The organism is Sphingomonas sanguinis, assembly GCF_019297835.1.
Lineage (GTDB): Bacteria > Pseudomonadota > Alphaproteobacteria > Sphingomonadales > Sphingomonadaceae > Sphingomonas > Sphingomonas sanguinis_D.
Genome location: NZ_CP079203.1, coordinates 370,513 through 384,091, shown reverse-complemented (window position 1 = coordinate 384,091; position 13,579 = coordinate 370,513). Strand labels below are relative to the sequence as shown.

At 62.4% G+C, this 13,579-nt stretch carries 7 protein-coding genes, 2 pseudogenes and 1 riboswitch; of the genes and pseudogenes, 6 read left to right on the top strand and 3 right to left on the bottom strand.

The features are described from left to right. Positions 1–48: 48 nt before the first annotated feature. Positions 49–3,111, bottom strand: a complete 3,063-nt coding sequence (locus KV697_RS01605; RefSeq protein ID WP_219019823.1) for a TonB-dependent receptor — start codon at positions 3,109–3,111, stop codon at positions 49–51. A gap of 1,114 nt (positions 3,112–4,225) precedes the next feature. Here KV697_RS01605 and KV697_RS01600 point away from each other — a divergent pair. The 5 genes and pseudogenes from KV697_RS01600 to KV697_RS01575 all read left to right on the top strand — a co-directional run bounded on the left by KV697_RS01600 (position 4,226) and on the right by KV697_RS01575 (position 10,577). Next, the gene (locus tag KV697_RS01600) at positions 4,226–6,046 is read left to right on the top strand and encodes a methyl-accepting chemotaxis protein (protein ID WP_219019822.1); all 1,821 of its coding nucleotides are present in this window, start codon (positions 4,226–4,228) and stop codon (positions 6,044–6,046) included. A gap of 485 nt (positions 6,047–6,531) precedes the next feature. Then, positions 6,532–6,705: riboswitch (yybP-ykoY riboswitch) on the top strand. Then, the gene (locus KV697_RS01595; RefSeq protein ID WP_445190557.1) at positions 6,670–7,284 is read left to right on the top strand and encodes a manganese efflux pump MntP; all 615 of its coding nucleotides are present in this window, start codon (positions 6,670–6,672) and stop codon (positions 7,282–7,284) included. Its footprint overlaps the riboswitch before it by 36 nt. Before the next feature lie 469 nt (positions 7,285–7,753). Next, on the top strand, positions 7,754–9,220 hold the full coding sequence (locus tag KV697_RS01590; protein WP_219019821.1) for a serine hydrolase domain-containing protein: 1,467 nt from the start codon (positions 7,754–7,756) through the stop codon (positions 9,218–9,220). A gap of 96 nt (positions 9,221–9,316) precedes the next feature. Continuing rightward, positions 9,317–9,784: pseudogene (locus KV697_RS20295) on the top strand (serine hydrolase). Positions 9,785–9,906: 122 nt separating this feature from the next. Beyond that, positions 9,907–10,577 (top strand): annotated as a pseudogene (locus tag KV697_RS01575) (transposase). On the opposite strand, the gene KV697_RS01570 reads toward KV697_RS01575, so the two are convergent. Both KV697_RS01570 and KV697_RS01565 read right to left on the bottom strand, forming a co-directional pair. Further along, positions 10,533–11,189 carry a response regulator transcription factor gene (locus KV697_RS01570; protein WP_219019818.1) on the bottom strand — a complete coding sequence of 219 codons (657 nt, stop codon included), beginning with the start codon at positions 11,187–11,189 and terminating at the stop codon, positions 10,533–10,535. The pseudogene KV697_RS01575 and the gene KV697_RS01570 overlap by 45 nt on opposite strands. Continuing rightward, positions 11,182–12,258: a sensor histidine kinase gene (locus KV697_RS01565; protein ID WP_219019817.1), complete on the bottom strand. Its 1,077-nt coding sequence runs from the start codon at positions 12,256–12,258 to the stop codon at positions 11,182–11,184. Before KV697_RS01565 ends, KV697_RS01570 begins: the two co-directional genes overlap by 8 nt. 120 nt (positions 12,259–12,378) lie before the next feature. Here KV697_RS01565 and KV697_RS01560 point away from each other — a divergent pair, with 120 nt between their 5' ends. After that, a complete protein-coding gene (locus KV697_RS01560) occupies positions 12,379–13,575 on the top strand; it encodes an efflux RND transporter periplasmic adaptor subunit (RefSeq protein WP_219019816.1) in 1,197 nt (398 codons plus the stop codon). The last annotated feature ends 4 nt before the right edge of the window (positions 13,576–13,579 follow it).

Sequence of the window (13,579 nt, the reverse complement as noted above, 5' to 3'; positions counted from 1 at the left end):
GGGCGAAGGCAAACGCCCCCGCCCCCCTTTCTCGACGGCACCGTTCGATCAGAAGAGAATGTCGAAGCCCAGCCGCACCGAGCGCGGGTTCAGATAGCCGTAAGGCGTGCCATAGAGCGGATCGGGGGTAAATTCCGAACCCGACTTGGCGTTTTCATGCTGCACGTAACGCTGCGTGATCGGCTGCGAATTGAAGACGTTGAAGGCATCGGCCCGCAGAACGAAGTTCTTGAAGCCCCACGCTTCCGGCAACCGATAGCGGAACGACAGATCGATCTGCTTGACCCACTGCGTCCGCAGACCCGTGCCGCGCGGCGACGGCTGCGTCATCGTATAATTGCCGTTCGAGTTGAGCGCTCCATAGGCGCAATAGAAGCTCGAGGCATTATACCCGGCCGCATTGGGATCGGTCGGATGATAACCCAGGCAGCTCAGCCGCGTCGGCGACTGGACCAGCACATTGGTACCGAACAACAGATTGTCGGTGACGTGATAGCTGCCGAACGTCTTCAACACGAACGTCCGGTCATTGGGTAGCAGGCCCGTCGAATAGTCGGTCAGACCGAGATAATCGTAATCCTGCGTCGACCCCGCGTCGGACTGGGTGCCGTTGCCCGCGTCGGACTTCACCGTGCCCTCGTAATTACCGTAGGAGCGCGACACGGTGATCGAGCCTTGCAGCGCCCAGACGCCGTCATCCGCCCGCTTCCAGTCGAAGACCAGGGCCTCATATTGACGCTTGGGCTTGGGGAAGGCGAGACCCGTCAACGTCACCGACTTGGTCGGGTCGACCCAGTCGCGGACGGTTTGCGACGAGCGACCGGGGTTCCAGATATAATAGGTGCTGTTGTTCTGATAGAAATCGCACTGCGTGGCCGACGCGTTCGCGCCGCCGTTGCAATAATAATTGGCGAGGAAAGGCGCGAAATCGGTATCCTCGGACACGCGGCCCAGATTGCGATACGTCCCCGTCAGGCCGACGGAGAATAGCTCGGTCACCCGGAAATGCGCCCCCAGGACGAACTCGTCCTCATAGGTCGGCTTGGCTCCGACGGCCAGCTTCGCCGCCGCCGGATCCTGAATGCCCGCACCATAGATCAGGCAGGTTGCCGCCCCGTTGATCGGATTGCCCGGCGCGGCCGAAATATCCGTCGGACAGGCCGAACCATAGCCCGCTCCCGCCAGGTTGGTCAGCGCAGGACCGAAATTGGCCAGAGGCAGGCCGGTATTCGGATTGACCGGGAAATTGGCCGCCGTGAAGCCGGTCGGATAGGCGAAATATTCCCGGAAATAGAGGTCGCGACCGCGGAAACCCAGGTTCATCGCCGGCGGGATGAAGTAGCGGCCATAGCTGCCGTTGAAGCGGAAGCGGGAGTCGCCGCCGGGCGTCCAGCTGAACCCGGCGCGTGCCGCGATATTGTCCTTCAAAGACAAATAGCGCTGTCCCGACAGGTTATACTGCTGGAACTCGTCGTCGCGCACGCCCAGGTTGATCGTCAGGCCCCGCGCCGGTTCCCACGAATCCTGCACATAATAGGCGCGGTCCTGGCCGGAGACGAACCCGCCCAGACGTTCATAGGTCAGCCGTGCGCCGGTGTTGCGATAGTCATAGATGATCGGAAGACCGCCATTCAGCGTCGAAATTTTGGTTTCGCTGACGTCCTCATTGTCCAGACCGAAGCGGATATGATGGCGCCCCAGTGCCTCGAACCGAAGGTCGCCATCGATCCGATAGAATTTGCGCTGCGTGTTGTTGATCGAATTGCCACTATAGGGCTGTGCCGAGATCACCTGCGGCAGACCACCCGTCGTCGCGGTGCGGCGATCGATCACATAATAGGATGCAGTGTCCAGCGGCAACGTGTTGCTCGAGTCACGGCTGATGCCATAGGCGCCCGAAATCTGGAAGAAGTCGGTGATGCTGCCCGTGTACCGCCCGACCCAGTTAAGGCCGCCCTGCTTGTAATTCTGACTGCCGGTATATTTGCCCGGTGTGCCGCCGGTGAAACTGGAATTGGGCGTGAAGGTATAGCTGTCGGTGCGCGTCGTCTGGCGCGTATCGAACAGCGTGAATTCCAGATGCTGGGTCGGATTGACGTAGACGTCCAGCTTGCCGCCGTAGAAGGGATCCGTGCTGATCGTGCGCTGATAGTAATTGGAAAGCGGCGAGGCGCTCTTACCTACGATATCATTGGCCTGATACAGACCGTATAGGAAGATATGGTCCTTGATGATCGGACCACCGGCTTCGATGCTCAGGGCCTGGGTGGCGGTATGCGCCAGTCGACCGATGGTCGACGGGTTGGTGGCTGCACCAATGTTCGGATTGCTGGATTGCAGCCCCGTCTCATCAAAATTGCCGTGGATCGCCATCATCGGGGTGTTCGTGCCCGACTTGGTCGTGGCGTTGATGACGCCACCCGTCGCGCGACCGAACTCGGCGGCATAACCCGCCGTCTGCACGTCGACCGTCTGATAGAAGTCGAACGGCACCCGCGCGGATCCGACATAGGTGTCCGGGTTGGTGATGTTCAGGCCATTGATGTAATAGGCGTTCTCTGCCACCGACGATCCGCCGAGCGACGCCACGTTGCCAAAGCCGGGGGCACCCGCGACGGCGCCCGGCGCCAGCAGCGCCAACGCCGTTACCGATCGACCGATCGGCAATTGCGCGGCGGTCGCAACCACATCGAGGTTGATGCCCGTCGTGGTCTTGGTGAAATCCTCGCGGACACGCTGGCCGGTGACGACCACCTCATTGGCGGGCGCATCCTTGGCGACGACGGTCAAGGTGACCCGGTTTTCCTGCGCGGCGGCAACCGTTATCGTGTCCGTATGGGTCGCGTAATTGGCGCCTTCGGTCGTCACGTCGTACAGACCCGGGACAAGCCCCACGGCCGAGAAGCGGCCAGTGGCCGACGACACGAAGGTACGCACCTGATTCTGCGCCTTGGAGCGCAGAGTTACGGTCACACCTGCCACCGGCTTGTTGGCGGTATCGACGACCGTGCCCGAGATCGCGCCTGTGGTATAGTCCTGCGCCATCGCTGGCGTGGCCAGTGCGACCGCACCGATGCCGGCACCGACCATCGCCAGGGCCTGCAAAGCCACACCCCCGCGCAGAACCCTGCGCGAGAAACATCCTTGTTTCATCACGTTACCCCCTTGTGTGCCACCGCCCCCAAGCGGTTCGGCATCTGGTCATATTGGCGTCAAGCGACCCGGGAATATTTCAGCAACGTGACAGCTCCACACAAATGACATTTGATACATAGATCAAATTACGAGCCACATCGTGCAGGAAAGCCACACAAACTCCTCGCTAAGCATTCTGTTGTTATCATTTTGGACATTTTTGGACGTAGATTGCCCATCGGATACACAAGAGCGATTTACCGTCTTATTCCGCCATTACAGCTTGGTGCCAATTGGCCGTCCGATGAAACGTCACTGATCGTGCGTCGCTGCTGTCTTGATGAAGTTTTTGACATGCATATGCTTTTGCAACCGGCCCCAGCAAAAAGGGGAGGTTCGAGACAGAATTGCACCCGAGACTGATCCGTAGAGGCAAAGCGGGGCATAAAAGTTCGCCCAATTCCCGTGCGGGCTGACATGCTTCCCTCGAATGGGACCATGCCGATGTAAAGTCCGCCTCGAGAGGAGAGAGCTTTGCCAGCGACCTCATCCCAACGGCGACCGCGCATTTGAACATGGCGTAGGGAACGACCTGTAACGCGAAAATTCGCCCCGGAGTATCCCGCAGCGGTCGGCGGCCAGTCACGACGCGTAAGACCCAATATCGGTCATTCAACGCCCCTGCCCACTTTCCGACGTCCGACATTCAGTCATGCGGATCTTTGCAGCAGCAAAGGCCCGGCTTAGCGATGGGAGCGCTCTTGGGGGGTTCCTGCCATGATGTCTGCCAAATTCGACCAACCTCCGGCATGCGTCTAACTTGAGTAATAGCGTCCGCAGGCCGGACTCGCGGGCAAGATCAGCAAGCGGCACCGCGTTCTGGGACTGGGTTCAAATCTGCGCCGCTTACGCTGGTGATGGTGCTGCTAGCGTGTCTCGCAGTTGGCGTACTCTCCAAACGAAGCGCACTGCCACCGCACTACCATCATTAATCCATATTAACTCTGATCAATAGCATAACGTTAACTCGGGGCAGGCAGTTGGCGCGCCCTGCGCTGGGGGGCGCCAACGGATCGAAGGGACTGCCTCCGTGCAAAATCTCCGCATCTCCGGAAAGCTCATCGCGTGCTTTTCCATTCTGCTGATCGCGCTCATGGGGCTAGCGGCACTCGCCGTCGTTCGCTTGGGCGATATGCGCGACGTTGCGGTCAATCTGGGTGGTGAACAGCGGTCCCAGTTCGAGGCGATCGCTGTCATCAACGCTAGTACAGCGACGTATCGCGCCACCGTCGGCCAGCATCTCTTATCTGTTACGCGTGAAGATCGTGCCGTTGCGCAACGGCGGTTGGACGAGCTGCGGGACCAGATAGCGGAGCGGTCGCGCTGGCTTCGTCCACGTCTGGCTGACGACGAAACACGAACCGCGCTCGATACCTTCGTCCGCGATTGGAATGAGTATCAGTCCCACGCCAATGAAACATTACAGGCGGCCGCGTCAGGGTCGCCAAAGGCGATAGAGCTTTTCCGGATCGCGCGACCCTATTTCGTGACCGTCAACAAGGCGGCTGACACGCTGCGTCTCAAACAGTCCCGCGCTATCGACGCGCTGGTTGAAGAGGCAGAGGCTAATTACGTCACCAGTCACCGCATCATGATCGGGACGGTGTTGGCGGTTGCTCTGCTGACCATCGCCATGCTGATCCTGTTGGTTCGCCTTGTCGCACGTCCTGTGGGCGCCATGAGCGGCATGCTTGGCAAGCTGGCGGCAGGGGAGCGCACCGTTGCCATCCCTGCGAACGATGCTCGAGACGAGGTGGGGGAGATGATGCGTGCGGCCGCGGCATTGCGTGACCAACTTGCACAGGCCGACCGTCAGAAAGAAGAGCAAGCGGCACTGATCGTCACCACGATCGGCGCGGGCATGCAGTCATTGGCGGCCGGTGATTTGACCGCTCGGATCCATGTCACACTTGATGAGCCCTTTGCGTCGCTGGCCACCGACTTCAACAACGCCATGGCTCAGGTTGAACAGGCGATGATCGCGGTGAGCGGTGTTTCCGAAGGCCTTCGTGCGGCTTCGGGAGAGATTCGCTCCGCGTCCGAGGACTTGTCCCAACGTACTGAGCAGCAGGCCGCTAGCTTGGAAGAGACGGCTGCTTCAATGCAGCAGATCACGGACATGGTGGGGCGTTCGGCATCTGACGCGAAACGTGCCGATACGGTGGCAGCAGACGCCAGCAGCGCTGCGCAAAATGGTGGGCAGGTCGTCCGCGATGCAGTCGCAGCGATGAGCGGTATCGAGCGGTCCAGCCATGAGATCTCGGAAATAATTAGCGTGATCGATGGCATCGCGTTCCAGACCAATCTGTTGGCGCTGAACGCCGGAGTCGAGGCGGCGCGTGCCGGTGACGCGGGCAAGGGCTTCGCTGTCGTCGCCTCCGAAGTTCGGGCGCTGGCGCAGCGCTCGGCAGATGCGGCCAAAGACGTGAAGTCGCGGATCGTCGCCAGCAATGAGCAGATCGGGGCCGGCGTTGAACTGGTGGCGCAGACAGGGCGCTCCCTCGATCAGATCATCGTTCGAGTCCAAGAGATCACGACACTGATCAATAGCCTGGCCAACTCGGCGGAGCAGCAGGCTAGTGGCTTGGGTCAGGTCAATGTCGCAGTCGAGGAAATGGACGGCGTTACCCAGCGCAACGCGGCTATGGTTGAAGAAACGACTGCTGCGGCTCGTGAGCTGACGGACAAGGCGGACGAGCTGGCGGGGCATGTCGCTCGCTTCCGGATTGACACGTCAGGGATCCGTGCGAACCAAGCTATTGACTCAACGGCTCGGCTGGCCCCGAAACCTGCAATGCGTCTTGTCTCAGGAGGCAGCGCAGCACTCTCGGAGGATTGGTCGGAATTTTGAAAAGATCCCCGGCAGCCTCCGCGCTGCCGGACCTTGTGATAAGGGGGTGGCCAGCGCGGCTTATCAAGCCTCTTTTTAGCCTAAACCCATGGGAAACAGACCCTTATCAGAACGTTAGAGCGGCTTACGGTAACCCTTGGGCATATCGAGCACATGTGTAAACGAGCCCGATTTGATGGCGAGCCGCAGACGATATTATAGGCGGCCGTCAAGCTGTTCGACCAGCGACCACGTGACAATCGGCCTCCACCCGAAGGCGATGATCACCGTCCTGCGCCTGGAAGATGTGACGAGCAATCGCGAAAAAGGCAGCGGCGCTCCAGCGCTCCTATTCTGCTGTGGGCATGAGAGTCCGGGGGACGGTTTTCCATACGAAGAACGTTAAGATCGAGCCTTCGGTACCGTGCCCAGCACTTGCTCTCGATTAATCGGATCGAATTGATCGCATTTATCGTATGGAGCCAATGCGTGTCGCCATATATTGGGCCGTCATCCTTGGGGAGTAGCTACCCGCAGTAGCGGGGTTGCCGTCAACATCCTTGAGCCATCGGCTCGTGGCGGTAGCAGCAGGTTCGTCCTGCCCGGCGAGACCAATGATGCAGCACTCCGCTTTGTGGCCACGGGTGCATGCATCGTTTGGTTTGCTGGCCCTGAGTAATGACGTGATGCCCGGAATTCTGACCCTTGGCGCTTTGGGCGCAAGCCTGTCTGTCGATGCCTTCGCGGCGGCGTTGGGCAAAGGGGCGACCGAAGGGCGAGCCCGCCTTCGTGATGCTGTTAAAGTCGGCATTGTGTTCGGCTTTTTCGAGGCTCTGACGCCTGCACTTGGCTGGCTGCTTGGCTTTGCGTTGAATGACTGGATTGCCGATTACGACCATTGGGTCGCGTTCACGCTGCTGTTTGCCGTTGGTGCCTATACGATCCGGGAAGCCTGGACGAGTGAAGGCGATGCACACCAAATCGACAGCAAGACTAAGCCCAGCATGCTGCGGCTTGCTGCAACGGCGATCGCGACGAGTGTCGATGCGGCGGCCGTCGGTGTGACCCTGGCCTTAATGGACGTCAACATCTGGGCTGCCTGCATGGTTATTGGCGGCACGACCACGCTGATGGCTACCATCGGCGTCATGTTGGGTAAGCATATCGGGCCTTACCTCGGGCGATATGCTGGGATCCTCGGTGGCTTCGTCTTGATCGTGATCGGTGGGCTGATACTGGCTCAGCACCTATCGTCTTAATTAGAAGGGGGCAGGATTGCGTGGCGTGAATTCGGTTACGCCGCGCTACAAGCCGGCGGGTTGATGGTCGACGTCTCGTTGTAATTCCACGTCACGAATAACCACCGCTGTCCGAAACATGACGAAAGCCGCCCTACCCTACCGCCGAGGAGACCCACATTCGGTTATCCGCGCCATCTTTGTCGCTTCCCAACTTCAGACGTTCATTCATATCCGGAGCGGGAGCCGTGCAGCCAGCATCGGCGCAGGCCGGGCGGCCGTTAGCTGTCCAAAAACGATCTAATTCGGAGATAGGCATTGCCTGATAATCGTGCTCCGCGGAATATGCGGGCTCTTGTCTTACCTGCTCCGCAGCGTATTACCATGACAATACACGCGGTCGTGGTGCTCGCTTAACTGCGGAACCGGGGGAACACTGACGATGACTGAACGAAGGCGGACGGGGCGCCGGCGACGAGTCCTCGCAACCGTGGCGTGGGGTGCGCTGGCGCTGGCGCTGGCCGGCAACGCCTCTCCTGCCGCAGCGCAGGTGCAGGCAAACCCGACGCCATCCGTGACTGCCCCGACCGGACAGGCGCTCGATGCGGCGCTCGACGACTATCTCCGCGCCGCGACGCGTAACGAGCAGTTCTCCGGAACCGTGCTGCTGGCACGGGGCGGAAAGCCGGTGTTTGCACGCAGCTACGGCATGGCGAATTACGAGCTCGGAGTGCCGAATGGCCTCGACACCGTGTTCCGCCTCGCGTCTGTCACCAAGCAGTTTACCGCATTGGCGGTGATGCAGCTTCAGGAACAGGGCAAGCTCAAGATCGATGATCCGATCTGCCGCCATCTGAGCAACTGCCCCGCCGCGTGGATACCGATAACGATCCGCCAGTTGCTGAACCACACGTCTGGCATCCCCAACTTCTCTAGCCTGCCCGAATGGGACGAGGTGCTGTCGCGGCGCGACTACAAGCCGGCCGAGCTGGTCGCGCTGTTCCGTGATCTGCCGCTCAAGTTTACGCCGGGCGAGAAGTACGACTATTCCAACTCCGGTTATCATCTGCTCGGCCTCATCGTCGAGAGCGCGTCGGGCATGGGCTGGGCGGCGTATGTGAAACAACGCATCTTCGTGCCGCTCGGCATGACGCACAGCGGCGACGACGACACGCGTGCGCTGATCCCGCGTCGTGCGTCGGGCTATTATTCACTCGGCACCACCTTCATCAACGCGCCGATCATCAGTCGTACGGTCGGCTATTCCGCAGGCGGGCTGTATTCGACAATCGGCGACCTGCTGCTGTGGGACCGCGCGCTCGTGCCCGGCAAGCTGGTCAGCCAGGCGTCGCTCGACGCGATGTTCACGCCTAGCAAGGGAAACTATGGCTTCGGATGGCGGATCGCCGAGCGGTTCGGTCGACACGAGATGGATCATTCGGGCAGCGACAACGGCTTCTCGACGTACATCATCCGTTTCCCCGCCGATGATCTCACCGCGATTGTGCTGAGCAACAGCGACCGCGCCTCGGCAGGCAAGGTTGGCAACGCGATGGCCGCCATCGCCTTCGGTCAGCCCGTGACGCTGCCGGTCGCGCAACTTCGCGAGATAATGTGGGACCGGATCGACCGCGACGGCGTGGCCGGCGCCATCGCCCGATACGGGGAACTGAAACGATCGGCCGCGAAGCTCGACTTCAGCGACGACGCGCTGGTGGGGCTGGGATACGATTTGTATGAGGCGCATCGCTATGCGGAAGCCAAGGCGATCTTCCGCTTCAACCTGACGGTCTATCCCAAATCCGCCTATAGCCATGACGGATTGGCGGATATCGCTGTTGCGGAGGGTAATCCGAAACAGGCCATCGACCTGTTCCGCCGCTCGCTGGCACTCGATCCAACCAACAGTTACGCTGCCGATGCGCTGAAGCGACTGCAAGCACCGCGTCGCCCCTGATCTGCCCCCCATCCTGTTCGCATTATCAGAAGTGGAGGTATTCGAGGATGAAGCTGACGAGGTGCACTATGGCCTTGGGCATCCCCGCGCTGGCGTGTGCGCCAACCTGCTGATGGCCAAGTACCTGGTCCGACCGCACTGACCGCGTACCTGCGTTCGATCGGAGACGTGGCGACGCGGATCAATCACTACGAACCGGCGCTCGATCGTGTGCCATCTGGCGGGCCGGATGACTCGACAACGCCGGCAGCGATGGCCGCCACCCTGCAAAAGGTGGTTCTTGGCCACGTGCTATCCGATCGGTAGAAGGCGTTGTTGACGCGCTGGCTGGTCGGAAATCAGACCAATCCTCGACTGCACGGTGGCCTGCCCAAACGCTGGCGGATCGGTAACAAGACCGGCCGCAACGGGCGCGACATGGCCGGTGACATCGCAGTTGCTTGGCCCACAGCCGACAAGCCGATCGTCATCGCGGTCTATACGCGTGGAGGCAAACCGACTGAGAAGCAGTTCGACAGGGCGTTCGCTGGCATCGGTCGGCTCGTCGCTGCCACATTGGCCTAAGAGCCCGACCGAATATTGAGTAGAGCGATCTCGGCCAGTTGTGAGTCACCGCGGTTTGCGAAGACCACGAGGATCACAGGGGCTGGACCGAAACCGCTCGCCGGAGACATGACGGAAGAGGTCTGCGGTCCGCAAGCGACTACACCGACGGGGATCGGCAGTTATCGTCCCCTTTCTGACCCGAACGACGAAGGTCGGCCGTCCGCACCTGCACCGCGCACGGGATCTGCGGCCGGGGTACGTGTCGCCGAAGGCCGTGAAACCGAACCGACCACAGGTATCATCGATAGTCAGTCGGTGAAAACCACCTCGCGGCTATGACGCGAGCAAGAAGGTCAAAGGGCGCAAGCGCCACATCGCGACCGACACGGCCGGCAGCCTGCTCGACGGACTGGTGCGTCATGCTGGCATCCAGGATCGCGATGGCGCGCCAGACCTCATCGAACGCTGCCGGGGCGCCTATCCGTCACTGTCCCGTTTCTTTGCCGATGGCGGCTATGCCGGACAGAAGCTGGCAGACGCCGTCGACCGCCTCGCCATTGAGATCGTCAACCGTTCCGACACCCACCGCTTTGTCGCCCTGCCCCGCCGATGGCTGGCCGAGCGCACCATCGCATGGCTCAGTCGACGCCGTCGCCTCGCCAAGGGCTGGGAGGCAACCATCGCCTCCTCTGAAGCATGGCTCCTCATTGCTTCCGTCAGGCGCATGACCCGACGTATCGCCAAACTCGAATCATGGGTCGGACTTTTAGAGGTTAAACTCCCCCCCGCGCGCTCCTCCACATCTGGTTGATCCCAACGTATGAATTTGCAGGAGTTCAAGCAGGGAGGTGATGCCAAGCTTCTGCATCATCCGGGCGCGCCGCGTCTTGACGGTGATCTCGCTGATGGTCAGTCGGTCAGCGATCTGCTTGATGCGCAGGCCCTCGACGGTCAGGCGCAGGACTTCATACTCGCCCTCGCTCAGGCTAGACAGGCGACGGGCCGCGTCGGCGGCGGCGCGGGCCGCCCGGCGTCGCACGCCGTCCTCACGGATCGCGGCATTGACCGCGTCGATCAGATGCTGGTCGTTGAATGGTTTGGCGATGAAGTCGACAGCGCCCGCCTTCATTGCGCGGACCGCCATGGCTATGTCGCCATGTCCCGTGACGAAGACGACCGGCAGGCCGTTACCCTCGGCCTCCATGGTGGCGAACAGGTCGAAGCCGCTGCTGCCCGGCATACGCACGTCGAGGATCAGGCAACCGGGACGCGCCGGTTCGTCCCGCTCGTGGAAATCGGCGACCGAGGCGTAACCGCGCGTCGCAAGCCCGACCGAGGCGAGCAAGTCGGCCACCGCCTCGCGCACCGAAAATTGATCGTCGACGATCCGGACGAGCGGTCCCTCATGCGCGGCATCAACCATGCGTGTCCTCCTGCGCCATAGGCAGGCGCAGTTCAAACACCGCACCCGCGCCGCCACGCGGACGGCATTCCAGCGCGCCGCCATGCGCCTCGGCAATGGTCCGGCTGATGGTCAGGCCTAGGCCGACGCCGCCGTCCTTGCTGGTCCAGAACGGCTCCCACAAATGGCCGGCCGCGTCGCGCGACAGGCCGGGGCCGGTGTCCGCGACGCTCAGAACGATCATGCTGTCATTCCGGGCCACCATGACAAGGATGCGCCGTTCGGCGGCTCCGTTCTCGCCCAGGCTTTCGATCGCGTTGATCAGCAGGTTGAGGACGATTTGCTGGATCTGCACCCTGTCGCCCCAGACCAGCGGGCCTTCGGGCGGCAGGTCGAGGTCGAGCCGGATCTGCTGGCGATCGAGTTCGGCGCGGGCGATGGCGACGCATTGTTCGACCAGCTCGCCCATGTCGGTCCATTCGGGCGTCGCCGCCTTCCGGCTGGCCAGACGGCGCACGCCGGCCACCACGTCCCCGGCGCGCGCAGCGTCGCGGCTTATCCGGTCGAGCGACTCCTTGGCCTTGCTCAGGTCCGGCGGTGTTGCCTCCAGCCAGCGCCGACACGCGCCCGCGCTGCCCGCGATGGCGGCCAGCGGCTGGTTCACCTCATGCGCGATCGAGGAGGCGAGTTCGCCCAGATTTCCGATCCGCGACAAGCGGCGCATATGCTCGCGCGCCTCATGCGAGGCGGCCTCGTGCGACAGGGTGCGCAGGCCCAGATAGCCGGTGGTGACGATCGCGACGATGCTGATGGCCAGATTGACGACCCCCGCTTCGGTCATGCCGAACCGGGTCAGCGGCGTGCCCAGCATGGTCAGGACCACGCATCCTGCCGCCAGCGCCGTCACCTGCGCGCGCGGAAACGCCCGGAGCGACAGCAGCACCGGTACGACATAGAGCACCGCGACCGCGATCAGCCGGTCGGTCAGGACATCGACCACGAAGATGGCGAGGATCAGAAGCGCGACAGCCGCTCCGGTGATCCAGTGGAGGGCACGAGCATTGGCCTGTAGAGGGTCCTTGCGGAGCATGGCGTTTCTTATCGACTCGGAGCCGCTCTCCGTCGAGCCGGATTGGCATATACCAAAGTATAGCCGAGCCATATGGTTGGGCGATTGCCGGTAAACCAAGCCTGCCCCTACGCCCCGCGCATGACCTGCATTCCCCGCGACCGACGGTTCTGGACCGCACTTGCCCCTGTCGGCTTGGCTTTGCTGCTGGGCGCCTGTTCGTCATCGAACGATGCGGCGCCCGCTCGAAAGGACACGCTGCCCCCCGGCGAGTTCCGGCCTACCGATCAGCAATGGGCGAACCTGCGCTTCACGAAGGCGGGTGGCGACCAATACGCGCCCGCGCTGCTGACCGATGGACAGATCGCGACCGACGATGATCGCACGACGCAGCTCTTCTCGCCCTTCACGGGCCGGATTTCGCGCATCTTCGTGAAGCCTGGCGATGTGGTCCGGCCCGGCCAGCCCATCTATGCCATCGCCGCTTCGGAACTGGTGCAGGGGCGCAGCGATATCGCCACGGCGGAGGCCGCCGCCGCCGCCGCCCGAAAGGCGCTGACCACCGCCGAGGCCAATGCCGCGCGCCAGCAGGCGTTGCTCGCGGTGCAGGGTGCCGCGCAACGCGACGTGCAGCAGGCACAGGCCGACCTGGCGAGCGCGCGCAGCACGCTGGCGAGCAGCGAGGCCCAGCTGTCGGCAGCGCGCGGCCGGTTGCAGGTGCTGGGGCTGGGCGGCACGGCCGGTCATGGCCGGGACGAGGCGATCGTTCGCAGCCCGATCGACGGCACCGTTACCGCGCGGAACGCCGGGATCGGCCAATATGTCGAAAGCGCCGCCTCTGGCGCCAGCACGCCGCTGTTTACGATCAGCGACCTGAGCGATGTCTGGCTGGTCGCCAATGTGCGCGAGGCGGATGCGGGCAAACTGAGGCGCGGAGCCCTTCTGTCCGTCACCGTCCCGGCCTTTCCGGGCCGGACTTTCGATGCGCGGGTCTATTACATTGCGCCGGTCGTCGATCCGAACACGCGCCGCATCGTGGTGCGTGCGCAGATCGCCAACCCGGACGGTGCGCTGCGCCCCAACATGTTCGCGACCGCGCGGTTGTCGGACGGCGCGGCCGTGCAGGCGGTCGAGATCCCGGCGATGGCGGTCCTGTACGAAGGCGACGACGCGCATGTCTGGGTCGCGCATCGCGAACGACACAGCCTGTCGCTGCGCGCGATCCGCACCGGCACCAGCACGGGCGACGCGGTGACGGTGACGCAAGGGCTCGCGCCGGGCGAAGCGGTCGTCACCGAAGGCTCGGTGTTCATCGACCGCGCGAACGGCGGAGACTGATCCC